This window comes from Saccharomonospora sp. NPDC046836 (assembly GCF_040645195.1).
Taxonomy (GTDB): Bacteria; Actinomycetota; Actinomycetes; order Mycobacteriales; family Pseudonocardiaceae; genus Prauserella_A.
In genome coordinates, this window is record NZ_JBEYXW010000025.1 from 1 (window position 1) to 23,357 (window position 23,357).

Here is a 23,357-nt window from a genome sequence, read left to right on the forward strand (position 1 = left end):
CCCCCGGATGCGCCCCCATCCACAACTCCGCCTCCGGATGCGGCGACGGCACCGGACGACCCAACAACCCCGCAATCGTCGTCCTGGACCCCCACGCATATGGCCGTACGGCGTTGCGCAGCAGTTCCACTGTCAACTCCACTCCTCGCCGGCCGTGTCGGCACCGGCCATTCTCCTCTTCGCTGGCGTCACGCCGTCGCGGGCGTGACCCGGCCAGCTCCCCCAATGGTTCCAGCCGCGAGCCCCAGGTAGACCGCCGCGAGCTCGAACCGCAATGCAAGCACAGCCGCAACTCCGGCATCGTCGGAGGTGATCTCCTCGGCGGGTGCCAGCACGTCGGCTCCAGGAAGCGCCTCGTGGGCCCGGTACCGCGCACCGTCGGCGGCCGGCCCGGTACGGACGGCGAGCAGGAAGACGCGCGGTGGCAGCCCGTCGGCAGGCGGATCGTCCGGATCGGCGAAGAGGTTCCGCTCGTCCCCGGCGCGGGCAGCCGCGTGGTGCAGCGCCGGCCGCGCGAGTGCCTGCCGGTAGTCCACGGCGTCACTGACCACCGCCGCATGGGCGGCCAGCGCGTAGGCCGCGTGGTTGCCGGCCGCTGCGGCGACCTGGTCAAGGCCCCACAGCAGCGGCGTGCGCCCGGCGACACGCAACGCGAGGGCCTTGGCCGGGTTGATGAACGATTCGTGGCCAAGGTGGCAGCGCTCGGCCTCGCTGTCGAGCCGGTCGGCGAGACCCTCGACATCGGCGACGAGTAGACCGAGGGTGTTGGCCGTCAGCAACCCGGCCGTGAACGCACGCGCGAAAGCCAGCTGCGGCGGAACGCGCACCCTGGGCGCGAGGAGCAGGCCACGGCCGGCGACGGCGGACGCGACGGGGCCGTCGGGCGGCGCGGAGACCACGATCGTCGCGCCGTAGCGGGCGGCGCGTTCGAGCGAGACCGCCAGGTCGGCGTCGTCGGGGTCGTCTGTGTGCGCGAACACGACGTCGAGTGCGCCGATCCAGCTCGGTACGACCTCGGTGATCACGACGGGCACCGGACACGACGGTGCGAGCAAGGCGTTGAGCAACAGCGCCGAGCTCCTGCTGACGCCCGGCCGGACGACCAGCACGATGGCGCGCGGGCGCCCGATGTCGAGCCGGTCGGTCAGTTCCAGCTCCGCTGCGGCCTCGATCGTCGCGCGCGCCTGGGCGCCCGCCATCGCGGCCGAGCGCAGCAGGCCACCGGCATCGGCCTCGCTCAACCGGACGGGATCGTCGAGGAGACTGTCGTCAAGCACCATCGGAAGTGGGTTCGTCACGGGACACTCGCTCGGCGTCCTCCCCGGACCCCGGAGTGATCGCCTCGTCGAGCAGGAGCACCGGGATGCCGTCCCGGACCGGGAAGACCCGCCCGCAGGACGTGCACGTGAGAGCATCGGCCGCCGGGTCGCCGGGCGCGCCAGGTGTCAGCGGCGCGTGGTCCGGGGACGGACACGCGAGGATCTCCAGCAACTGCGCATCAAGGGTGACGGCCATTTGTCCTATCTACCATCTTTCGCCGCGCCTGTGCGTGCGAGTACGACCGCCGCGTCACCCGCGGACGATCGCCAGCACCTCGTCGGTGAGTGCCCTCACCGCGGTCTCGTCGGGGGCTTCCACGTTGAGCCGGAGCAGCGGCTCGGTGTTGGACGGCCGCAAGTTGAACCAGCCCTTCTCGCCGAGGTCGACGGTGAGCCCGTCCAGCTCGTCGATCGTGACGCCGGCGCGGCCCGCGAACGCGTCCTTCACCGCGAGCTGGCGCGCCACCTGGTCGTCCACCGTGGAGTTGATCTCACCGGACGCCGCGTACCGGTTGTAGTCCCTCGTCAGCTCCGACAACGGGGTGTCCTGCGTGCCGAGGGCCGCCAGCACGTGCAGCGCGGCGAGCATGCCGGTGTCGGCACGCCAGAAGTCGCGGAAGTAGTAGTGCGCCGAGTGCTCGCCGCCGAAGATCGCACCGGTCTCGGCCATCGTCGCCTTGATGAAGGAGTGCCCAACGCGCGTGCGTACCGGTTTGCCGCCGTGCTCGGTGACGATCTCCGGCACGGCCTTCGAGGTGATCAGGTTGTGGATGATCGTGCCGCCGGGATCCTTCGCCAACTCCCGCACGGCGACCAGTGCGGTGATCGCGCTCGGCGGCACCGGGTCACCGTTCTCGTCCACGACGAAGCACCGGTCGGCGTCGCCGTCGAAGGCGAGCCCCGCGTCGGCGCCGACCTCGCGCACCTTGGCCTGCAGGTCGACCAGGTTCCGCGGGTCGAGTGGGTTGGCCTCGTGGTTGGGGAACGTGCCGTCGAGCTCGAAGTACATCGGCACGATCTGCACCGGGAGGCCCGCGAAGACGCTGGGCACCGTGTGGCCGCCCATGCCGTTGCCCGCATCGACCACGACCGTCAGCGGGCGGATGCCCGAGAGATCCACGAGCGTACGCAGGTACGCCGCGTAGTCGGCGAGGACATCGCGCTCGGTGACCGTGCCCTGCTGCCCGGCGAACTCGGGAACGCCCTGCTCCACGGTGTCGCGGAGCTCGGCGAGGCCGGAGTCCTGCCCCACGGGGGCGGCACCGGCGCGGCACAGCTTGATGCCGTTGTACTTGGCCGGATTGTGGCTCGCGGTGAACATCGCGCCCGGCATGTTGAGCCTGCCGGAGGCGAAGTACAGCTGGTCGGTGCTGGCCAGGCCGATCGACACGACGTCGAGGCCCTGCGAGGTGACACCCTCGGCGAACGCCGCGGCCAGCGACGGGGACGAGTCGCGCATGTCGTGACCGATGACCACGGAGGGTGAGTCCGGCTTGATCAGCAGCGCGAAGGCGGCACCGAAGTCGCGGGCCAGGTCGGTGGTGAGCTGCTCACCGACCACACCGCGGATGTCATAGGCCTTGACAATGCCTGACAGGTCTGACACGCCTTCTCCCCGATCGTGACGATGCTGGCTGGCTCGAAGCCTACCGACCACCGCTGACGCGGAAAGACAGTACTAGGCGCGGCCGGGAAGCACGCGCAGGTGGCCGCGCCGTCCCGAGGTGCCCTCGGGCTGTTCCGGCGGAACGGGCGGATCGGATCGGCCTGCCTCCCGCACGGCCTCGGCCAGTGCGGTCAGCTCGTCGCCGGAGGGTTCGGGGGAGGCGAACTCGCCCTCGTGCCGGACGACCTCCCAGCCGCGCGGGACCGTGAGCCGCAAGGCATGCGCTTCGCACAGGTCGTAGGAATGAGGCTCCGACGCCGTCGCGAGCGGGCCCACTACCGCGGTGGAGTCGCTGTAAGCGTAGGTCAGCGTGGCGACTGCGGGCTCGAGGCAGCCCGTCCGCGAACACTTCCGTACGCTCGGCACGGTTGATCACGATAGCCGGTGGCCAGGCTGGCACGCCGATGACACACCGGTGATTCCGCCGACGGACCGCGTACGCTTCCCCACGTGGCAATGGCTCGGAGTTCGCGATATCGGCGGCGGATGCGCCGGGACCGGCACGGGCGTGGGCTACGCGGTCCGCTGTACCCCGCGACCCTGCCCGCAGCGGCGAGCCGTGCCGAGAAGTTCGACGCACTCGTACTCGACGCGCTGGAGCCGATCGAGGCGCGCTGGCGGACCGAGCTGACGAAGCTCGACGTGGCGGTCGACGATGTGCCCGAGGTACGCGAGGAGCTGCCGCCTGCCCAGGCCGAGGGCGTGCTGCACGACGGCGTGGTACCGCTGTCGCGGCTGGTGCCCGCCGGGGTCGATCGCGCAGGGCTGCCGACGCGGGCCCGCATCGTGCTGTACCGCCGCCCGCTCGAGGCGCGTGCCAAGAACCCGGACGAGCTCGCCGAGCTGGTGCACGACGTGCTGGTCGAGCAGATCGCGAGCTACCTCGGCGTCGAGCCGGACATCATCGAGGGCGAGTAGTACTCCGCCTGCCCGGGATCGCGGTGAGCGCCGTGAACAACAGGGCGGCGACCTGGCCCAGCAGCAGCAGGTTGTGCAGATCGGACGCGTATTCGACGACGACCTCGGACTGTCGGGGCGGCACGGCGACCGCGACCTGGTGCCCCCAGGCGGGGACGATCGGCACCTGACTGCCGTTGACCGTGGCGCGCCAGCCGGCCTCGTGTTCGGCGGCGAGGACGAGCAGCCTGCCAGCGGGGCCGTCGGAGACCCGGACGCGTACCTCCGGCAGCTGCGCGTCGACCGGCGCGGTGGCCGTCCCCGTCATGAGCTCGCCGTGTGGTGACGCACCGCTGACGGCGCGCCGGGCCTGCTCCGGCGATACCAGCGTGACCTGGCCGGAGGCGGGCGTGAGGCGCAGGACCTGACGACCGTCGCTGGTGGGCGGCGCCCCGGTGAGGAGGTCACGTGCCGCCTGCTGGAGCGGGGCACCGTCCGTACCGGGCGGGAGCACGACGAAGAGCACCCCCGCCGCCGCAGCGGAGGTCACCGCGTCAGCAGAGCCCGCGAGCAGGTCCCGCTGCAACCCGGCGAGCCGGTCGGCCGTGCCTGGCACCGGCACGAGTGCGTCATCGCCGTAGCTCGGCAGTCGCCCACCGACCTGCCGCGGCGGTTCACCCGGCTCCGCCAGTACGAGCACGCTGCGGCCGCTCGCCGCGAGCTCCTCGGTCAGCGAGGAGGCGAGCCGCCAGCTGCCTGCCTGCAGCGGGCCGGAACGCCCGGCGACCACTCCGCCCACGGCGAGTGCCAGCAGGAGCGCCGCGGCGCCGGCGGCGCTCGCGCGGACCAGGACGCGGGGCACCGCACGCTGTCCGGGCAGGCACGTACCGAACACGACGATGACCAGCCCGGCCCCGGCGATCAGTAACGGTGCGCCCGCGAACGCGGCAACGGGGGCGGCACCGGACGGCGGTGCGACACACACCAGTTGCGTCACCACCACCCCCACGACGCCGAGCACCAGCACCACCACGCCTGGCAGCACACGCGGAGTCGGCCGGAGCACCAGGGCAGCCAGCGCGACCACCACGACGACGAGCCCGAACGCGATGCCACCCGGACCGCCGGGGTGCAGGCCCGCGAGGCCGGCACCCGTCGCCGCGGCACTGGGTGCACTGCCCATGCCGTGCAGCAGTAGCCCGGGATGGGTGAACAGCGTCGGCAGCCACGGCAGCAGCAGCCCAAGCGGCAACAGCACCACGATGGCGACGGCGGGGATGCCACGGGCAGGGCGTTGTGCTGGTGGCGGCAGCAGGACGAAACCGATCACGAGACCGAGCAGCGCCAACCCGTGTGTGAGCGGTGAGAACGCACCCACCACCGCGAGGGTCAGCGCGGTCAGCACGCTGACGCTGAGCCAGCGGGCACCGGTGCTGGTGAGTACCGCGACGACGCCTGCGATGAGTGCGGGCAGCAGGATGTGGACGACGACCACGTCGACGCGGCCCTGCGCCACCGATGCGGTGGCCGCCGGCAGCAACGCGTAGACCACCGCGGCACCGGCCCGCACCCAGCGGTCCACCCGCAGCCGCCGGGTGGCGGCGTAGGCGACGAGCGCCGCGAGCGGGATGTCCCCGATCAGCAACACCGCGACCAGTGCGGCGGGCCCGCCGAGCGGAGCCAGCGGCGCGCCGAGCAACCCCAGCAGGCCCAGTGCCGGTGGCGCCGCGCTCGCCGTCCCGCCGCCGAACGCATGCCAGGTGCCGAGGTAGGTCGACCACACCTCGCCGAGGTCGCCAACCGGCAGCAGCGCACCGCCTGCGAGGTCGGCGCCGAGCCGGGAGCCGTTGAGCACCAGCGCCAGCGCGGTGAGGACGACGAACAGCACCACGGGCGGAGCGAACAGCGTCGCCGCGAGGATGCGTTGCCGGTTCACCTCGACGAAGACGAGCTCGCGCTCACTGGGGTTCCGGCGCACGCCGGGCGACGGCCGGGCGGGGCCCGGTGCACTGTCCCTTCCGGTGGTGCCCGGTTCAGCGGCCGGGTCCTGTTGTTCGGGAAGTGGCACCGCGACAACATCGGCGGGGCGACGCAAACCAGTCGTGCGGGAGCGCAGCGCCCGCAACGCGCCCGCGGGGAGCGCGTCCGGACCAACCGGCACCGGCCGTGAATCCCTGACCTCCGGCGGAATCCAGGCGGTCGCCTCATCGGCAGCGGTGTCGGGCAGCCTGCCCAGCGCGGCTTCGCTGGCGACCCGGTTGCGGACCAGGTGCACGACGCCGCCACGCAATGCGTTACGCAACCTCGCGAACCGGCTCGTCAGCAACCCGCGCACCGAACCGCGCCGCCGCGTTGCCCGCGCGGCTCGCAGGCCGGCCACGCCGCCGAGAAGGTAACTGGCGGCGCCGAACTCCGCGCGCGCTCGAACTCCGTTACGCAGCAAGGCGAAAGCGATCCCACGCAGCACACAGAGCACGACGAGCCGGGGCAGGCCGAGTACAAAGGAGACAGTCGAGCAGTTGACCAGGAACGTGCGCAACCCATGCACACGATCCGCGGCATCGACGCCAACGGGCACCGCGGCAGCCGCCCGCTGCCCCGTGGCGGCAGCGCGGACATGCCGCAACCGCGCCCGCGGGACGCACAGCACGACGCCACCCGCGGCGTTCACCCGCCAGCCGAAGTCGATGTCCTCACGCAGCAGCGGGATCTGCGGATCGAAGCCACCGAGTTCCGCCCACGTGTCGCTGCGGATCAGCGCGCCCGCGCTCGGCACGGCAAGGACTTCCGTGCTCTGCTCCGGCGAGCCCCCGGAGCCGAGCCGGCGTGGGACAGCGGCCTGCCGGTGCCCGGACGCATCCGTGGACAGCCCGGCCTCGACGATCAGCCGTAGATCGGTCCAGTCCACGGCCAGTGGTCCGAGCACTGCCGCAGAGGGCGCCGTTTCTGCTGCGCGCAGCAGAATGTCCAAGCAGTCCGGCTCCGGCGCGCTGTCGTCATGCAGCACCCACAACCACTGCCCCGGATCACCCCAGCGCTCACCCGCCTTCGCGAGCGCAGCGCCGACCGCCGCGGCGAAGCCGGTGTCCTCCGCCAACGTGAGGACACCGTCGAGCACCGGCGGGCCCGCAAGGCCATCCTGCCGGGCAGCTTCGGCCAGCAGCTCAGGTGTGCGGTCGGTGGATCCCGTGTCGACCGCGAGGATGTGCCGGGGCCGAATGGTGCTGCGCCGCAACGCCGACAGCGTCAGCGGCAACCAGTCTTCCCCGTTGTGGCACACCAGAATCGCCAGGACCGGTGCCGTGTGCACCGTGGGAGGCATGGGCGTCCGGGGCAAGGACCTCTCCGTGTTGTACAGACGTGTCAAGGACGGGCAAGTGCGCCCACCCTACGACGTGCCCCGGATCCGCTGTGTAACGCGACCGCTGTCAGCGCTCGGTCGCTTTACACAACACGCTTCTTGAGTTTGCGCCGCTCCCTTTCGGACAGGCCGCCCCAGATGCCGAAGCGCTCATCGTGCGCGAGCGCGTACTCCAGGCAGTCGTCCTTGACCTCGCAACCCTGGCAGATCCGCTTGGCCTCCCGTGTGGAGCCGCCCTTCTCCGGAAAGAAGGCCTCCGGATCCGTCTGCGCGCACAGGGCACGCTCCTGCCAGTCCTGCTCCTCAGGGGCATCGAACAGGTCGGTGAGAACGCCCAGTTCCTCCCCCGGGTGCCCTCCCCAATCCATGACGTGCCCCCATTCCTTTCCGTTAGTGTTCAACCGCACGTCCGCCTCCTCGCTCTCACGCACTCCCAGGCTGGCGGTGTTTACTGCCACCGCTGCCCCCCTTACAGACAGCGAATGACATCAATGTGATTACACCTGTGTAGTGCGGCCAGGTCAAGCGGAGTCGCAACTTTGGGGGATACTTCCGCCCCCTCGCGCAAGCGGACACGCCGGAAAGATCTCATGCGGATCTGACCTCGCATCGGCGACACCACGCGGATCTCGCGCGCGGATAGGACAGACTGGAAGCGTGCAACGTTCAGTGGTACGCCCCAGCCCGCTCTTCTACCTTCTCCTCCTGATCACCATCGCGGGAGGCGCGCTCGCGGCGTTCGTGCCTCCGATCACCACCGTCGGCGGCCGTGACGCACTGGGCACCCTCGGCGTGTTCGTGCTCGTACTCGGCGGCTGGGCGCTGTCGCTCACGCTGCACGAGTTCGGGCACGCGATCGTGGCCTACAAGGGTGGCGACTACGAGGTCGCCAATAAGGGCTACCTCTCCCTGGACATCCGGCGCTACACCGACCCTGTCCTGTCGATCGTGCTGCCGTTGATCATCCTGGCCATCGGCGGCATTCCCCTGCCCGGTGGGGCCGTGTGGATCAACCGCTGGGCACTGCGGTCGCGCTCGGTGTCGTCCTGGGTGTCGCTGGCCGGCCCGCTGAGCAACCTCGCGATCGGCATCGTGCTGACCGTCGTGGTCGGGCTGGTGCAGATGCCGTTCGGGTTGGCGATCGGGCTCTCCTACCTGGCGGCGTTGCAGATCCTCGCCTTCGTGATCAACATCCTGCCGGTGCCCGGCCTCGACGGCTTCGGCGCGATCGAGCCCTACCTCTCGCCGCAGGCTCGCGAGTTCGGCGCCAAGGCGCGGCCGTGGGCACCACTGGTCCTGTTCGCACTGATCTTCGCCGTGCCGGGCTTCGGACGGCTGCTGTGGGACCTGACGGACGCGCTCTACGGCGCCGTCGGCGGGAGCGAAACGCTGGCCAATGCCGGGCAGGTCGTGTTCATGTTCTGGCGGTACTGACGTCGCGGGCGAACCACTCGTCGGCGCGCTTGGCGACCCGCTTGAGCCCGGAACGCTCGCCGAGGTAGTCGCCGAGCATGCCGACGACCGGCAACATCCCGAGCGCAGCGTGATAGAAGCGGCCGCTCGGCCGCTTCTCCAGCTCGTCGGTCACCGCGAGCAGGGAACGACCGAGCCGCCAGAGCGTGCGCGCGACGGTCCTCACCGTGATCTTGCTCCGTTTCCCGGCGGAGTCGGTGAGCTCCTCGGTGAGCTTCTCGGTCTCGGCGTCCTCCGCCGCGCGGTCATACCCGGCGTACTTGCCCACGGCCAGCTCCGGATCGATCTCCCGCTCGAACAGCACCCAGCCCAGCAGTTGGACCCGCTCGCCGACATCGGTCACGCCGTGCTCACCGGCGATCGCGCAGAGCAGCAACCCCTGTGACGCCGTGCCGAGGGTGTCCTGGACGGGCAACGTGTCGGCCAGCGCTCCGCCGAGTCCCGGCACGGCGGTGAGCAAGGACGTGACCCGGCCTACCCGGTTGATCCACCAGCTCGTGCGCTCGCTGACGTCCATCGCCGCCCAGCCGTTGGTGCCGGGCACCTTCACCGACCGCAGGCCGTCGATCAGCTTCTTCCGCAACGTCGGCTCGACGGCGGTCTGCTCGGGAGCGGCGATCAGCCCGAAGGGATCCGCCTCGCGCAAGGCGTCGACCATGGGCCCCGCGGCCCGCACGAAGGGCCGCAGCACCGCGACGACCTGCTTGTCGGAGATTGCCTCGGCCACCCGCTACCTCCCTGCCTTCCCGGGACGGGCGAGCTTGCCGCCTGCCACCAGCGCGGCCGGCAGCAGACCACCGGCCAGCAGCGCGAGCGCCCGCCAGTCCGCCCGCAGGACCACATCGCCACCCGGCCCCTGCACGCCGACCACGAGCAGGGTCAGGACCCACGCGGCCAGCGGGATGATGCCGAGCCTGCGATCACCAAGGCTCGCGGCTTTCGCGACGAGTAATGGCGTGGTGATCATCGCCAGTAACACCGACAGCGGCAGGGGCACATCGCCTGCCCTCGGCAGCAGCACGCCGTCGAGCCGTAACGGGAGGAAGAACAGTTCGAGGATCGCCAACAGCACGGCGTCGATGGTGAGCACCGTGAGCACCACCCAGTTGATCTGTCGCTGCGGCCTGGTCACGAGTCGAGCCCGCCGAACAGATCGGTCGCGGCCCCCGCTGCGGGGCCACGGGCGAGAACGTAGTACTCGGCAACCGGCACCGGCTGGGCGATGCCGTTGGACAACGCGAAGCACGGCTCGGCAACGCTGACCTGTGTGACGTGCGCGCGCAGCGCGGCGAACTTGCGATCGAGGTGGTCGCCGACGTCGATCGTTGTAGTGATCTGTTCGTCGGCAGTGACAGGCAGCTCACCGTCGGCGGGGACCCGGAAGCGTACGCCGTCACCGGCCGCACGCAGTTCCGCGAGCCCCTTGGCGGTCGCGGCCGCGGAGGACACGGTATGGAACACGCGCACGACGGACTCGGCACGTTCGGTGGCCGCCATGGTGATCTCGTGGACCCTGATGTGATCGGGGTGACCGTAGCCGCCTGCCGCGTCGTAGGTCACCACAACCTCCGGCCGCAGCTCGTCCAGCACTGCCACCAGCTGATCTGTCTGCTCCTCGGCCGAACCCCTGACGAAGGCGCGGGGATGCTCCGCCGCGGGTGTGCCCGCCATCCCCGAGTCGCGCCAGCGACCGATGCCGCCGAGGTAGCGGTGCCCACTCCAGCCGAGCGCGGAGCCCGCCGCGGCGAGCTCACCAGCGCGGTACCCGCCGAGCTGATCAGCCGCCCAGGCACCGAGTTGGTCCAAACCTCGGGGGATGATCTCCCCCTCCTCACCCAACGTGCAGGTCACCACGATCACCTCGGCTCCCGCGGCTGCATAGCGGGCGATGGTGCCTCCGGTGGTGATGCTCTCGTCGTCGGGGTGCGCATGCACGAGCAGCAACCTCACGCCGCCCAGCCTAACGGCGCCACAACAGAGGCATCCGGCCACCGCGAAAGGCGGTTGTACCTGCGGTTGACGGACTCCCCACGTGCTGGGCCGCGCTCATCCTAACGGCGTAAGCGGGTTCACCGATCGGCTGCCAAAAGGTCACCAATTGGCATTCAGTTGCTTCGGGAAGTCCATATGGCGAGACAGGTCGGTTATTCTCCCCGGCGTTATGCATAGCGCCGCGTCGAGGTGATGGGTAGGCAGCACGTGCAGAACCCGGCAGTGACGATACTCCCCCTGGGGGTATGCTCCCATTCACTCGATCGGGCTAAAGCTCGGTAATCACTGTTGCATCACGATCGCTGTCCGAAGCGGCACGCTCGCCGTAACTGTGCTTAGCGTGCACGCTTACGGCGAGCACCGTCGATCACCTCGACGGCTCACTGCGAAGGGGAGAGAGCGCCTCGAACCCCGATGGCGTCCAGCAAGGAGAGTCAATGTTGAGAAGTAAGTCAGGCGTGGCAAGGTTCGCCGCGCTCGCCGCAGGGGCGGCTCTCGTCCTGTCCGCGTGCAGCGGCGGCGGCGATGGTGGAGGCGACGGCGACGGCGGTGCCCAGACCGGGCAGATGTTCGCCGAGTGCGACGCGAACCCGAACCAGTGCAACACGCTTGCCGCCGACCAGCTGCAGGACGGCGGCGAGATCACCATGGCGCTGGAGAAGAACATCGCCAACTGGAACCTCAACTCGACCGAGGGCAACGTCTTCGAGACCGGTATGGCGCTCAAGGGTGTCCTGCCCTCTACCTTCTACAGCCAGCCCGACCTCAAGTTCACGGAGAACACGGACGTCATCGAGTCCGCGGAGCAGACCAGCACCGACCCGCAGACGATCGTGTACACGATCAAGCCGGAAGCGGTGTGGTCCGACGGCACGCCGATCTCCGCCGACGACTTCATCTACATCTGGAAGACCCAGAACGGTAGGGACTGCTCCGACTGCGCAGTTGCCACCACTGCCGGCTACGACCAGGTCAGCACGGTGGAAGGTTCCGACAACGGCAAGACCGTGACGGTGACCTACGAGACGCCCTTCACCGACTGGGCGCAGCTGTGGGAGTCGGGCCAGCCGATCTACCCCGCGCACATCGCCGCCGAGCACGGTGACCTCGACACCCCCGAGGGCCTGAAGTCCGCTTTCGACTGGTTCGGCGCCAACATGCCCACCTTCTCGGGCGGCCCGTACAAGATCGAGCGCTTCGTGAACAACCAGTCGCTGACCCTGGTGCCGAACGAGCGCTGGTGGGGCGAGAAGCCGAAACTGGACCGGGTGATCTTCCGGATCATCACCGACGCCACTCAGGAGCCGACAGCCCTGCAGAACAACGAGGTGCAGGTCATCTACCCGCAGCCGCAGGTGGACCTCGTGAACCAGGTGCGCAACATTTCCGGCGTGTCCTCCTTCGTCGGCCTCGGCCTGACCTGGGAGCACTTCGACTTCAACCTGGACACCCCGGCGCTGAAGAACAAGGCCCTTCGCCAGGCGCTGTTCACCGCGGTCGACCGGCAGGCGCTGATCAACGGCACCGTCGGCCAGTTCACCGACAAGGTCGAACCGCTCAACAGCAACAACTTCATGCCGGGCCAGGAGGGCTACGAGGACGTCATCACGGCCACCGGCCAGGGCGCCGGTGACGTCGACAAGGCCAAGCAGATCCTGACAGACGCCGGCTACACGCTCGAGGGTGAGCAGCTGCGCGACCCGGACGGCCAGGCGGTGCCGGAGCTGAGCATCCGCTACACCACGGGCAACCAGATCCGCCAGGACTCCAGTGAGCTGTTCGCGCAGGCCGCCAAGGAGCTCGGCGTCACCATCAACGTGTCGCCGACCGACGACCTCGGTGGCACGCTCGACAGCGGCGAGTACGACATCATGCTGTTCGCCTGGGTCGCCTCGCCGTACCCGTTCGCGAACGCGGTGCAGAACTGGACCAGCGGTCAGGGCAACAACTTCGGTAACTACAGCAACCCCGAGGTCGACAGCCTGCTGAACGAGGCCGCCGCCGAGACCGACCGTACGGCCGCGTTCGCCAAGGTCAACGAGGCCAACAAGATCATGGCCGAGGACGCCTACGTCCTGCCGCTGTACCAGAAGCCGACGTTCATCGCCGCGTACGACAACATCGCCAACGTGCGGAACAACTCGACGCTGGACGGGCCGACGTACAACATCGCCCAGTGGGGCCTGCGGGCCGGCTGACGTCGGCCAACGGTTTGATTCACTGGTTCGAACCATCCAGTGGGGGAGGTCGCTTCGTCGCGACCTCCCCCGTTGGGCAGTTGTTCACAACGTACCCTCGTAGCTAGTTGGTTGCCGATGATCGAGGAGACGGGGGCGATGACCATCGCTGTCGCCCGGCCACCGGCAGAAACTGATCGGCGGTACCGCCACGAGCGGCTTCGCCGCTCGCTGATCCGTTCACAGCAGGAAGACCTCCATGCTCGCCTACGCTTTGCGCCGACTGCTGATTTCGGTGCCGATCCTGGTTGCCGCGTCGTTCGTCGTCTTCATGATGGCGTCGCTGGCGGGTAACCCACTCAACCAGCTCATCGCCCGTAACCCACCACCGCCGCCGCAAGCCATCGAGGCCGAGCGGGCCCGGCTCCACCTCGACCAGCCGCTGCTCGAGCGCTACTGGAACTGGCTCACCGGCATCGTCCGCGGTGACTTCGGGCCGTCCGTCCAGTCCACGATGGACATCAGCTCCGAGGTCGTCAGCCGTTACCTGATCACGCTGCGCCTGATCGCATTGGCCATGATCATCGCTGTGATCCTGGCGATCCTCGCCGGCGTCATCAGCGCCGTGAAGCAGTACTCCGGCATCGACTACACATTCACCTTCCTCGGCTTCCTCTTCCTCGCGATGCCCACCTTCTGGTTCGCCATCCTGCTGAAGGAAGCGGGCATCAGCTTCAACAACGCCGTCGGCGACCAGGTGCTCTACACCATCGGCGCCAACTCGGTGTACGTGGCAGGTGGTGCGTGGGACAGAGTGCTCGACACCCTCGGCCATATGATCCTGCCGACGATCTCGCTGGCGCTGCTGTCGTTCGCCGCCTGGAGCCGGTTCCAGCGCGCCGCGATGCTCGAGGTGCTCAACAGCGACTACGTTCGGCTGGCCCGCGCGAAGGGCCTGCGCCGTGGCCAGGTGATGCGCCGACACGCACTGCGCACCGCGCTGATCCCGCTGACCACCGTGACCGCACTCGACCTCGGCTCCATCATCTCCGGCGCCGTCGTGACCGAACGCGTGTTCCAGTGGCAGGGTGCCGGGACCTTCCTCTTGGACGCCATCCAGAAGGACGACGTCTACGCGATCATGGCGTGGCTGGTGATCTCGGCAACGGTCATCATCGTGCTCAACCTCATCGCCGACCTGCTCTACGGCGTGCTCGACCCGAGGATCCGCTATGCCTGAGAACATCAGCGACACCGCTTCCGCGACCGAGACCGGCGTCGCCGCCAGGCCGGCCCCCGTCGAGCGCGAGTTCACCGTCGCAGAGCGCAGCCAAGCACAGCTGGTCATCCGGCGGTTCCTGCAGCACAAGCTCGCGGTCGGCAGCCTCATCGTGCTCATCGCGATCATCCTGCTCGCCTTCGTCGGCGGGTGGCTGTGGAAGTACGACGTCTCCGATCTGACCGGCGACAACTCGCAGCCGCCGTCGTGGGACCACCCGTTCGGCACCGACGCCATCGGGCACGACAGCTTCGCGCAGGTGCTGCGCGGCACGCAGATCTCGATCGGCATCGCCGTACTGGTGGCCCTGTTCGCCACGACCGTCGGCACCATCTGGGGTGCGGTGGCCGGGTACTACCGAGGCTGGATCGACACCGTCCTCATGCGCATCGCCGACCTGGTGCTGACGCTGCCGCTGCTGGCGGTGGCGGCGGTGCTCGGTCACAACACCAGCGGCAGCTGGTGGCTGATCGCCGTCGTCATCGGTGGCCTGTACTGGGCCTACGTCTCCCGTGTCGCCCGCGGTGTGGTGTTGTCGCTGCGGGAGAAGGAGTTCATCGAGGCCGCCAGAGCTCTCGGTGCCAGCGATGCGCGGATCATCTTCCGCCACCTGGTGCCCAACGCACTCGGCTCGATCATCGTCAACGCCACCGTGCTGGTGGCCGTCGCGATCCTGATCGAGACGTCACTGTCGTTCCTCGGCTTCGGCGTCCAGCCACCGGACACCTCGCTGGGCCTGCTGGTCAGCAGCAACCAGACCGCGGTGTCGACACGGCCGTGGTTGTTCTACTTCCCCGGCCTGTTCATCATCCTGATCGCGCTGACGATCAACTTCATCGGGGACGGACTGCGTGACGCGTTCGACCCACAGCAGACGAAGGTACGCGCATGACCGCCACAGACCCCACCTCGACGACGGCCGACACCGTCCTCGAGGTGGAGGACCTGACCGTGCAGTTCCCGACCGACGAGGGCCTCGTGCAGGCCGTCCGCGGCGTCAGCTACCAGCTGCGCCGCGGTGAGGTGCTCGGGATCGTCGGCGAGTCGGGTTCCGGCAAGTCGGTGACCTCGCTGGCTGTGATGGGCCTGCTGCCCAGGTCGGCCCGGGTCAGCGGCTCGGTCCGGTTCCAGGGCACGGAGCTGCTCGGCGCGACCGACCGGGAGCTGTCCAGGGTCCGCGGCCAGGGCATCTCCATGGTGTTCCAGGACCCGATGACCTCGTTGAACCCGGTCTACACCGTGGGCGACCAGATCACAGAGACCATCCTCGCGCACAACGACATCACCAAGCAGGCGGCGCACAAGCGCGCCGTGGAGCTGCTGGAGACCGTGCACATCCCCAACCCGCAGCAGCGGGCGAAGGCCTACCCGCACGAGCTCTCCGGTGGTATGCGCCAGCGGGTCGTGATCGCCATCGCGATGGCCAACCAGCCCGACGTGATCATCGCCGACGAGCCGACGACCGCGCTGGACGTCACCGTGCAGGCGCAGATCCTCGAGGCGCTGAAGACGGCGCAGGACGAGACCGGCGCCGCGATGATCCTGATCACCCACGACCTCGGCGTCATCGCGGGCCAGGCCGACCGGGTACAGGTCATGTACGCGGGCAAGATCGTCGAGTCGGGCACGGCGGACGAGGTGTTCTACGAACCGCGTATGCCGTACACGCTCGGCCTGCTGGGCAGCCTGCCCCGGCTGGACGTCAAGACCGAACGGCTCACCCCGATCGGCGGGTCGCCGCCGTCGGTGGTCAACATGCCGCCCGGGTGCCCGTTCAGCCCTCGCTGCCCGCTCGCCGCGGACATCTGCGATGCCGAGGAGCCGCCGCTGGAACCGGGACCGGACTCCCAACACCTCGCGGCCTGCCATTTCAGCTACCGGGTCGAGGGCCACGAGCCCCGTGACCTGTTCCGCCCGGCGTCGGACGACCCGATCCCGGCGGCTGTGACCGAAGGAGAGGCACGCGAATGACGGAGACGTCGCTCGCTCCACAGCAGACGATCAGCCGCACACCTGTGCTGTCGGCTCGCGACATCGTCAAGCACTTCCCTGTGTACGGCGGCGGAATCCTGCGCCGGAAGGTCGGCGACGTGCATGCCGTGTGCGGTGTGTCGTTCGACCTCTATCCAAACGAGACACTCGGGCTGGTCGGTGAGTCCGGCTGCGGGAAGTCGACCACCGCGCGGGTGGTGCTGAACCTGCATTCGGCCACCGCGGGTGAGGTGCTGTTCAACGGCCAGGACCTGAACAAGCTGCCGGGCAAGGAGATGCGGCACCTGCGGCGCAGCCTGCAGATCGTGTTCCAGGACCCGTACGCGTCACTGGACCCGCGTGTTCCGGTGAACGAGATCGTCGCGGAGCCACTGCGGATCCACGGGCTCTACGACAACGGTGGCCGGGAGCGTGTGCGGGAGCTGCTGCGGACCGTCGGCCTGCGGCCCGAGCACGGAAACCGCTTCCCGCACGAGTTCTCCGGCGGGCAGCGGCAGCGCATCGGGATCGCCCGCGCACTCGCGCTGGAGCCGAAGGTGCTGGTACTCGACGAGCCGGTGTCCGCATTGGACGTCTCCATCCAGGCTGGTGTGCTGAACCTGCTGAAGGACCTGCAGGCGGAGCTCGGGTTGTCGTACCTGTTCGTGTCACACGACCTTTCGGTCGTGCGGCATGTCGCCGACCGGATCGCCGTGATGTACCTCGGCAAGATCGTGGAAACCGCTCCCGCGGAGGAGCTCTTCAACAACCCCACGCACCCGTACACGCAGGCGCTGATCTCGGCGATCCCGGTGCCCGATCCGCGCAAGGAACGCACCCGCGAGCGGATCGTCATCACCGGTGACGTGCCGAGCCCGGCCAACCCGCCGAGCGGCTGCCGGTTCCGCACGCGCTGCCCCAAGTTCGCGGCCGAACTCACCGACAGCCAGCGCAAGCTGTGCGTCGACCAGGTACCGGATCTCCTCGACCGCGGCCAGGGCCACCCCTCGGCGTGCCACTACGCCGAAACCGCCCAACTGCTCTGAGGTTTGGTCCCCCAAGGCCACCTTGGTTGCGTTGAACACACCCAAGGCCACCTTAGTTGCGTTGAATGCGACCAAGGTGGCCTTGGGTGTCTTTGGCGGCAGTACCCGGACAACCGAGCTACACCCACCGTGGCCACGTTCGTAGTGTGTAGGGCGTGGATTTCATGATGGTGCGGGGTGCTGCGGACGTGTTGCTCGACGCGGAGCGTCGCGCGGAGTGGCCAGCAGCGGAGGCGGTGTTACGTCAGGCTGGTGCGGCAGCGTATGCAGAGCTCGTCAGGATCGTCGCGTTCGGCGACAGCGATGCCGCGGTGCGGGCCGGCGCGCTGCTCGGGTTCGACGAGGTGACCGAGCAGGTGCGGCGGACAATAGTAGAACTGCGGTCACCGGATCCCGACGAGCGGCACCTCGCTGCTTTCGTACTCGGGTACGAGGGTGCCGAGCCGTTGCTGCCCTGGGCGCGGGTGCTGACCACGCTGCTGGCCGACCCGAACTCGAAGGTGTCGCTCACGGTGGTCAGCGCGTTGGCCGCGTTCGGCCGTGATGTCCTGTCGTTGCTGCGGGAGGTACGGCGGTCGTCGTTGCCGGAACGCCGGGGCGCGTTGACCGCACTCGCCGAGTTTGGGTGGGACGAGATCGACCCCGCCGATCGCCAGGCGCTGGCCCGGCTCATCGCTGTCAAGCAGACGTCCGAGGTACCGGAGCCGGTCGTGCCCGTCGGGGAGTGGTTCGCGGTGCCCACCAGCGATCGTCAGGCGGTACTGGACGCGTTCGGCCTCTCCGCCCCGGTGCCGATCACGATGCGCGCCGGCTTCACCCAGGCGCAGGGCAACACGTACCGCCGGTGGAGCCGTGCGGTGGGGAACCACGACCACGTGTGGTGCGCCCAGATGTTCGTGACGCCGGTGCTGGATGGGTGGACGCTGGTGGTCGGGGCCCCGGTCCACGACGACGAACTCACCGAACACCGAGCCGAACAGCCCGGCGACGAGGCAGACGCGGGCTTCGAGAACAAGCACGAAGCCCGGCAGCGACGCTGCGTGGAACTGAGCCGCCGGCTGCGTTCCGCCGTGTACTGGTACGCCGCGCACGACGGTGATGACTGGACCGCCTGGTGCCTCGCGGACAACGGCACGCTGGTCCGCTACTACCACCACGACTTCTCGGTTGGTGAGGTTGAGGTGGGTGAGCCGCTACCCGCCGAGTCCGGTCTGCACGAACCCACGCCAGGGGGAATGTACGACGTGATCGACAAGTACGCGCCACCCGACGTCGCGCGGACGTTCATCATCCATTCGCCGGACAGCGACCTCTACGACGACGATGACGAATTCCGCAAGGACGACGCCGAGTGGCATGACTGGGTCCTGGCGTGTTTCGCCGAAGCAGGCATCGAGGTGCCCGACCCACGCGACCAGCGCTACGCCACCCTCATCGCAGGGCGTACCTCGGTCGGCCTCACCACCCTCGGCCCCGACACGCGCGTCGCCGGACACGGCGTGCTGGCACTCACCGCCTGCGGCCGCCTCAACGGCCACCGCGGCGCGTTTGCCTTGTAACTGTGCCTGCGGCCTCTACCTCGACGATCGTGCCTGACTACCTGACCAGCCCCGAAGAACATCCGAAACCGCCCAACTGCTGAGCCAGTCCCCCCGAGGTGGCCTTGGGTGTCTTAAGCGGCGGTGGCCTAGCGGGGGGCGCGGGTCCAGTTGACGGCCGAGGAGAACGGGCCGGACATCGCCGGGCCAGGCGTCACACCGGACACGGTGGGGCCGATCGCGATCGTGTCGGCGAGCTGGAACAGCGGGATCGCCACCTGGCTCTGCCACAGCGCGCTCTCCACCGACGGCAGGTGCTCCGCCAGTGGCTCCTCACCGGTCAGCACCGTCTCGACCGTTGCCTGGAGGACCCGGTCGCACCAGGCGGTCGTGGTGACCGGGACCTGTGGCGTGGTCTGAGCCCCCGGCTCGGCGTCCCAGCCTGCCGGGCAGCCGAAGTTCGAGGCCAGTGTGGACGCCGGGTCGTTGCTGATCGACTGCGGCACCACCGCGATGTCCACGTTCGTCGTACCGTTCTGCGCCTCAGGCTGCTCGCTCTGCGGCGGCTGCGGGTTCACGGGCGTGGCCAGCTGGGTGTTGAACAGCTCGCGCGCGGGCGGATTGAGCGTGGTGACCTTGATACCGGCCTCGCTGAGCTGCCGCGCCAGTTCCTCGGCCACGCTCGCGTAGGGCTCCCGCTGCCCGGGCGCTGCCACCACGATCGACAGGGGCTCGCCCTCCCTCGTCCAGGTTTCCCCTTCGCGCTCGTACCCCGCCGCGGTCAGCAGCTGCTCGGCCTTGCGTGGCTGCGGTGTCCGCGGCGAGCCGGCATCGGGAATCGTCGGCTGGTAGTCCCTGGCGGAGGGCGGTAGCACCTGGGCATTTGCGCGCAGGCTCGCCGAGGCACCGCCGCGGGTACCGGCCTCGATGAGCTTCTCCCGGTCGAGCAGCGCGGCGACGCCGGCGCGCACCTGATCGTCGGCCAGCACGCCGACAGGCCGCAGCAGCGCTTCGGCGAGGTAGGTACGTGCCACGGTGTGCAGCTGAACGTCGCGGCCGAGGTCGGAGAACAGCTGGAGGCCGTCCGCGTCGGTGCTCGTGAGCGCGAACTGGTCGTTGCCGCTTCGCAGCGCCGCCACCATGCCCGGCTGGTCGGAGCTGCGCAGCACGATCCGGTCCACAGCGGCCGGCTTCTCCCAGTACCGCTCGTTGCGCTCGAGGATGATCTCGCCGCGCTCCTTGTCCAGCGTCTTGATCGAGAACGGGCCACCGTAGGCGGGGAAGCTGTCGGTCAGCGCCCCCTGCCAGCCGCCCGGCGCGTCCTTGAGCAGGTGCGCGGGCAAGAGGTTGTCGAACAGCGTCTGCCAGCCCGAGTACGGCTTGCTGAAGGTAACGTCGAGCCGCTTGCCACCGGCTCCTGGCTGAATACCGGAGATGAGCCGGTAGCCGGCGGCGTCCGCCACCCCCGGCTCCGCCTTCATCGCGTCGGCGAGGTAGGCGAAGTCCTCCACCGCGATGGGCGCACCGTCCGACCACGACGCGTCGGGCCGGATCTCGTAGGACACCGTGAACGGCTCCTGCGAGGTGACCTCCGCCGAGACCATGAGGTTCTCGTCGAGCTTCAGGCTGCCGTCGTCGGCGGGGCGGAACACCGACGGCAGCAGCATCTGTGCCAGCGCCGAGGTGACGGTCGAGAGGTCGGCGAGGTTGTGCGGGTTGTACCCGCCGGAGATGTCGTCGAGGCTGACGACGATCTGCGACGGAGTCGCGATCGTCGTCGTCGTGGTCTGCGCCGCGGGTGTGCTCACCGTCGGCACCGGCGGGGTGTTGGTGCACGCGGCGAGCACGACGGCCACCATCGCGAACACGAACGCCAGCGGACGCATCCTTGCTCCCCTACCCGTCGCGCGCACCCCGCAGCCCCCTCCTACCTGCCGAACCTGCTCTCTCGCTGACTGATCACGAGATTGCCAGACCACACGTCAAACCCGGATACCGGATCAGGTACCGCCACTTGGGTGACGCACTGTTGCGCCGGTTGGTTCCCAAGTAGTTCTACCTGACCTGCGTGAACGAGCTGCGCAGCGGCCACTCGGCTCCTTATGGTTATCAGTCGAGCACGGAGGGGGATCGTGACGGGATTTGAAGCACAGCGCGGTCTCGCCGCGGTTGCCGCAGCGCTCGTCCTGCTCACAGCGTGCACCGGGAACGACGCCGACCGGTACTTCGGCAGGGAGGGGGGAGCGGAAACCATGACCGTGCAGCAACAATTCGACACGCTCATGCAAAGACCGACCATCGACGACGCCGTCCACCGCTACGAAACGTTCAACCAAGAACTCAAACAACGCCTCAGCAACGAGTTCGACCTACCACCCTGGCGCGAAGACGGCACCGTGACGTTGGAGGGTGCCGGGCCTTCGGCGAAGTCGATGCCTGGGACGCGACACACACCGTGCTCCCCACCTGGCTGGTCGACGCACCACTCCCCGCAGACAGCTGGGACAAAGCCAAAACAATCGTCACCCCGGTCGGCAAAGAATTCGGCTTCACCAACATCACCCTGCAAATCGACGACAACCAGGACTACTGGCTCACCGACCACTACGGCGCACAACTACAGTTCGGCTCCAGCAAACGAACCGGATTCGGCATCACCACCGGCTGCCACCTCTACCCCGAAGCCAAACAACGAGGCACACCACGACAGGACTGACGCGTCACGCGTTCTTGTCGCGGCTCTTCGCGCGTGAACGCTCCTTGGCTCGCTGCGAGACGTCGAGCGTGACCTTGCGGACCCGCACCACGTTCGGTGCCACCTCGACGCATTCGTCGACCGCACAGAACTCCAGCGCCTCCTCCAGGCCCAGCTTGCGCGGGCGTGCGAGGCGCTCGAGCTCGTCACCGGTCGAGGAGCGCATGTTGGTGAGCTTCTTCTCCTTGGTGATGTTGACGTCCAGGTCCTCCGCCCGCGGGTTCTCACCGACGACCATGCCCTCGTAGGCCTCGGCGCCCGGCTCGACGAAGAACGTGCCGCGGTCGGCCAGCTGCAGCATCGCGTAGCTGGTGATCGGGCCCGACCGGTCGGCGACCAGCGAGCCGGAGTGCCGGGTGCGGATCTCGCCGGCCCACGGGAAATAGCCCTCGAAGTTGTGGTTGGCGATGCCGGTGCCGCGGGTCTCGGTGAGGAAGTCGGTACGGAACCCGATCAGCCCACGTGCGGGGAGCACGTACTCCAGCTTGATCCGTCCCGTACCGTGCCCGTCCATCTGCTCCATGCGGCCCTTGCGGGACGCGAGCAGCTGCGTGATGGCACCGAGGTGCTCCTCCGGCGCGTCGACGTAGAGGCGTTCGAACGGCTCGTGCAGCTTGCCGTCGATCATCCGCGTGACCACCTGCGGCTTGCCGACGGTCAGCTCGAAGCCCTCCCGGCGCATCTGCTCGACCAGGATGGCCAGCGCCAGCTCCCCACGGCCCTGAACCTCCCAGCTGTCGGGCCGCTCGGTGGGCAGGACGCGAATGCTCACGTTGCCGATCAGCTCGGCGTCGAGGCGGGCCTTGACAACCCGCGCGGTGAGCTTGTCGCCACCGCCGCGCCCCGCCAGCGGTGAGGTGTTGACACCGATCGTCATCGAGATGGCCGGCTCGTCGACCGTGATGCGCGGCAGCGCCTCGGGGTCCTCGGGGTCGGCGAGCGTGTCACCGATGGTGATGTCCGGGATGCCCGCGATCGCGACCAGGTCACCCGCGCTGGCCTCCTGCGCCGGCACGCGGGTCAGGGCCTCGGTGATTAGCAGCTCGGAGATCCGCACCGACTGCACCGAACCGTCCTCGCGCAGCCACGCGACGCTCTGGCCCTTGCGCAGCCGCCCGGCGTGGATGCGGATCAGTGCGATACGGCCGAGGAAGCTCGACGCGTCGAGGTTGGTGACCAGCCCGCGCAGCGGGGCGTCCGGATCGGCGGTGGGCGGCGGAATGTGGCCGAGCAGCACGTCGAACAGGGGGTCCAGGTTCTCGTTGTCGGGCACCGTGCCGTCAGCGGGGCGCTCCAGGCTCGCCCTGCCGTCGCGCGCCGCGGCGTAGACCACCGGCAGGTCGAGCACCGCGTCGAGGTCGACGTCGTCGATGTCCCCAGCCAGGTCGAGCAGCAGGTCGTGCGTCTCCTCGACGACCTCGGCGATGCGAGCGTCGGCGCGGTCGACCTTGTTCACGACGAGCACGACGGGCAGCCCCGCCTGCAGGGTCTTACGCAGCACGAACCGGGTCTGCGGCAGCGGGCCCTCGCTGGCGTCGACCAGCAGCACCACCCCGTCGACCATGGAAAGGCCGCGCTCGACCTCGCCGCCGAAGTCCGCGTGCCCGGGGGTGTCGATCACGTTGATCGTCACCGGGCCGTCGGGCGTCTGCCGACGGATCGCGGTGTTCTTGGCGAGGATCGTGATGCCCTTCTCCCGCTCCAGCTCACCGGAGTCCATGACCCGGTCCACTGGTTCCGACCGTTCGGCGAAGGCGCCGGACTGCCGGAGCATCGCGTCGACCAGGGTCGTCTTGCCGTGGTCCACGTGTGCCACGATGGCAATGTTGCGGAGGTCGGTCCTGACCTTCTCGGCGGTGATTGCAGGCACGCGTCGGCTCCTG

General features: G+C 69.0%; 21 protein-coding genes. 9 read left to right on the forward strand and 12 right to left on the reverse strand.

Features of this window, described 5'->3' with window-relative positions; genetic code table 11:
* The 5 genes from ABZ863_RS24680 to ABZ863_RS24700 all read right to left on the reverse strand — a co-directional run.
* Nucleotides 1-136, reverse strand: a 136-nt coding sequence (locus ABZ863_RS24680; protein ID WP_358540079.1) for a type I phosphomannose isomerase catalytic subunit, incomplete at its 3' end; no start/stop codon positions are given.
* A gap of 52 nt (nt 137-188) precedes the next feature.
* Nucleotides 189-1,280, reverse strand: coding sequence for a hypothetical protein (locus ABZ863_RS24685; protein ID WP_358540082.1), 1,092 nt, complete (start codon nt 1,278-1,280; stop codon nt 189-191).
* Nucleotides 1,270-1,515 (reverse strand): Trm112 family protein, encoded by a 246-nt coding sequence (locus ABZ863_RS24690; protein ID WP_358539840.1) that lies wholly within the window; start codon nt 1,513-1,515, stop codon nt 1,270-1,272. Before ABZ863_RS24690 ends, ABZ863_RS24685 begins: the two co-directional genes overlap by 11 nt.
* A gap of 54 nt (nt 1,516-1,569) precedes the next feature.
* Nucleotides 1,570-2,925 (reverse strand): phosphomannomutase/phosphoglucomutase, encoded by a 1,356-nt coding sequence (locus tag ABZ863_RS24695; RefSeq protein ID WP_358539842.1) that lies wholly within the window; start codon nt 2,923-2,925, stop codon nt 1,570-1,572.
* A gap of 72 nt (nt 2,926-2,997) precedes the next feature.
* Entirely contained in the window at nt 2,998-3,351 is a 354-nt protein-coding gene (locus ABZ863_RS24700; protein WP_358539845.1) for a DUF3499 domain-containing protein, read from the reverse strand.
* Nucleotides 3,352-3,441: 90 nt separating this feature from the next.
* On the opposite strand from ABZ863_RS24700, the gene ABZ863_RS24705 reads away from it, so the two are divergent.
* Complete coding sequence (locus ABZ863_RS24705) at nt 3,442-3,903, forward strand: metallopeptidase family protein (RefSeq protein ID WP_358540085.1); 462 nt, start codon at nt 3,442-3,444, stop codon at nt 3,901-3,903.
* On the opposite strand, the gene ABZ863_RS24710 is transcribed toward ABZ863_RS24705, so the two are convergent.
* A complete protein-coding gene (locus ABZ863_RS24710; protein ID WP_358540088.1) occupies nt 3,887-7,204 on the reverse strand; it encodes a glycosyltransferase family 2 protein in 3,318 nt (1,105 codons plus the stop codon). The genes ABZ863_RS24705 and ABZ863_RS24710 overlap by 17 nt on opposite strands.
* A 122-nt stretch (nt 7,205-7,326) precedes the next feature.
* Nucleotides 7,327-7,650, reverse strand: a complete 324-nt coding sequence (locus ABZ863_RS24715; RefSeq protein WP_358539848.1) for a WhiB family transcriptional regulator — start codon at nt 7,648-7,650, stop codon at nt 7,327-7,329.
* A gap of 250 nt (nt 7,651-7,900) precedes the next feature.
* Here ABZ863_RS24715 and ABZ863_RS24720 point away from each other — a divergent pair, with 250 nt between their 5' ends.
* Complete coding sequence (locus ABZ863_RS24720; protein WP_358539851.1) at nt 7,901-8,677, forward strand: site-2 protease family protein; 777 nt, start codon at nt 7,901-7,903, stop codon at nt 8,675-8,677.
* Here the strand turns inward: ABZ863_RS24720 and ABZ863_RS24725 are convergent.
* Genes ABZ863_RS24725 through mshB form a run of 3 tightly spaced genes read right to left on the reverse strand, consistent with a single transcriptional unit; the run spans nt 8,658 to nt 10,660 of the window.
* The gene (locus tag ABZ863_RS24725) at nt 8,658-9,443 is read right to left on the reverse strand and encodes a hypothetical protein (protein ID WP_358539853.1); all 786 of its coding nucleotides are present in this window, start codon (nt 9,441-9,443) and stop codon (nt 8,658-8,660) included. The two genes, ABZ863_RS24720 and ABZ863_RS24725, sit on opposite strands and share 20 nt — an antisense overlap.
* A gap of 3 nt (nt 9,444-9,446) precedes the next feature.
* On the reverse strand, nt 9,447-9,848 hold the full coding sequence (locus tag ABZ863_RS24730; protein ID WP_358539856.1) for a hypothetical protein: 402 nt from the start codon (nt 9,846-9,848) through the stop codon (nt 9,447-9,449).
* Nucleotides 9,845-10,660: an N-acetyl-1-D-myo-inositol-2-amino-2-deoxy-alpha-D-glucopyranoside deacetylase gene (gene mshB, locus ABZ863_RS24735; RefSeq protein ID WP_358540091.1), complete on the reverse strand. Its 816-nt coding sequence runs from the start codon at nt 10,658-10,660 to the stop codon at nt 9,845-9,847. The genes ABZ863_RS24730 and mshB overlap by 4 nt, the downstream gene beginning before the upstream one ends.
* A 485-nt stretch (nt 10,661-11,145) precedes the next feature.
* On the opposite strand from mshB, the gene ABZ863_RS24740 reads away from it, so the two are divergent.
* From ABZ863_RS24740 to ABZ863_RS24765, 6 genes are all read left to right on the forward strand, one after another.
* Complete coding sequence (locus tag ABZ863_RS24740) at nt 11,146-12,906, forward strand: ABC transporter family substrate-binding protein (RefSeq protein WP_358539858.1); 1,761 nt, start codon at nt 11,146-11,148, stop codon at nt 12,904-12,906.
* A gap of 238 nt (nt 12,907-13,144) precedes the next feature.
* Nucleotides 13,145-14,125: an ABC transporter permease gene (locus ABZ863_RS24745; protein ID WP_358539861.1), complete on the forward strand. Its 981-nt coding sequence runs from the start codon at nt 13,145-13,147 to the stop codon at nt 14,123-14,125.
* Complete coding sequence (locus ABZ863_RS24750; protein WP_358539864.1) at nt 14,118-15,056, forward strand: ABC transporter permease; 939 nt, start codon at nt 14,118-14,120, stop codon at nt 15,054-15,056. Before ABZ863_RS24745 ends, ABZ863_RS24750 begins: the two co-directional genes overlap by 8 nt.
* The gene (locus tag ABZ863_RS24755; RefSeq protein ID WP_358539866.1) at nt 15,053-16,135 is read left to right on the forward strand and encodes an ABC transporter ATP-binding protein; all 1,083 of its coding nucleotides are present in this window, start codon (nt 15,053-15,055) and stop codon (nt 16,133-16,135) included. The genes ABZ863_RS24750 and ABZ863_RS24755 overlap by 4 nt, the downstream gene beginning before the upstream one ends.
* Nucleotides 16,132-17,181, forward strand: coding sequence for an oligopeptide/dipeptide ABC transporter ATP-binding protein (locus tag ABZ863_RS24760; RefSeq protein WP_358539868.1), 1,050 nt, complete (start codon nt 16,132-16,134; stop codon nt 17,179-17,181). Before ABZ863_RS24755 ends, ABZ863_RS24760 begins: the two co-directional genes overlap by 4 nt.
* Nucleotides 17,182-17,345: 164 nt before the next feature.
* Nucleotides 17,346-18,740, forward strand: a complete 1,395-nt coding sequence (locus tag ABZ863_RS24765) for a HEAT repeat domain-containing protein (RefSeq protein WP_358540094.1) — start codon at nt 17,346-17,348, stop codon at nt 18,738-18,740.
* A gap of 128 nt (nt 18,741-18,868) precedes the next feature.
* On the opposite strand, the gene ABZ863_RS24770 is transcribed toward ABZ863_RS24765, so the two are convergent.
* On the reverse strand, nt 18,869-20,605 hold the full coding sequence (locus ABZ863_RS24770; RefSeq protein ID WP_358539870.1) for an ABC transporter family substrate-binding protein: 1,737 nt from the start codon (nt 20,603-20,605) through the stop codon (nt 18,869-18,871).
* A 311-nt stretch (nt 20,606-20,916) separates the two neighbouring features.
* Here ABZ863_RS24770 and ABZ863_RS24775 point away from each other — a divergent pair, with 311 nt between their 5' ends.
* Nucleotides 20,917-21,435 (forward strand): LppA family lipoprotein, encoded by a 519-nt coding sequence (locus ABZ863_RS24775; protein ID WP_358539872.1) that lies wholly within the window; start codon nt 20,917-20,919, stop codon nt 21,433-21,435.
* Between the two features lie 4 nt (nt 21,436-21,439).
* On the opposite strand, the gene typA is transcribed toward ABZ863_RS24775, so the two are convergent.
* Complete coding sequence (gene typA, locus ABZ863_RS24780; RefSeq protein WP_358539874.1) at nt 21,440-23,344, reverse strand: translational GTPase TypA; 1,905 nt, start codon at nt 23,342-23,344, stop codon at nt 21,440-21,442.
* Nucleotides 23,345-23,357: the final 13 nt, after the last annotated feature.

What these genes read in the sequence shown, in the direction of transcription:
- ABZ863_RS24770 (WP_358539870.1), bottom strand. Translation starts at nt 20,605, where the DNA reads ATGCGTCCGCTGGCGTTCGTGTTCGCGATGGTGGCCGTCGTGCTCGCC.
- ABZ863_RS24740 (WP_358539858.1), top strand. Translation starts at nt 11,146, where the DNA reads ATGTTGAGAAGTAAGTCAGGCGTGGCAAGGTTCGCCGCGCTCGCCGCA.
- ABZ863_RS24705 (WP_358540085.1), top strand. Translation starts at nt 3,442, where the DNA reads ATGGCTCGGAGTTCGCGATATCGGCGGCGGATGCGCCGGGACCGGCAC.
- ABZ863_RS24685 (WP_358540082.1), bottom strand. Translation starts at nt 1,280, where the DNA reads ATGGTGCTTGACGACAGTCTCCTCGACGATCCCGTCCGGTTGAGCGAG.
- ABZ863_RS24710 (WP_358540088.1), bottom strand. Translation starts at nt 7,204, where the DNA reads ATGCCTCCCACGGTGCACACGGCACCGGTCCTGGCGATTCTGGTGTGC.
- ABZ863_RS24750 (WP_358539864.1), top strand. Translation starts at nt 14,118, where the DNA reads ATGCCTGAGAACATCAGCGACACCGCTTCCGCGACCGAGACCGGCGTC.
- ABZ863_RS24755 (WP_358539866.1), top strand. Translation starts at nt 15,053, where the DNA reads ATGACCGCCACAGACCCCACCTCGACGACGGCCGACACCGTCCTCGAG.
- ABZ863_RS24765 (WP_358540094.1), top strand. Translation starts at nt 17,346, where the DNA reads ATGATGGTGCGGGGTGCTGCGGACGTGTTGCTCGACGCGGAGCGTCGC.
- ABZ863_RS24760 (WP_358539868.1), top strand. Translation starts at nt 16,132, where the DNA reads ATGACGGAGACGTCGCTCGCTCCACAGCAGACGATCAGCCGCACACCT.
- ABZ863_RS24745 (WP_358539861.1), top strand. Translation starts at nt 13,145, where the DNA reads ATGCTCGCCTACGCTTTGCGCCGACTGCTGATTTCGGTGCCGATCCTG.
- ABZ863_RS24690 (WP_358539840.1), bottom strand. Translation starts at nt 1,515, where the DNA reads ATGGCCGTCACCCTTGATGCGCAGTTGCTGGAGATCCTCGCGTGTCCG.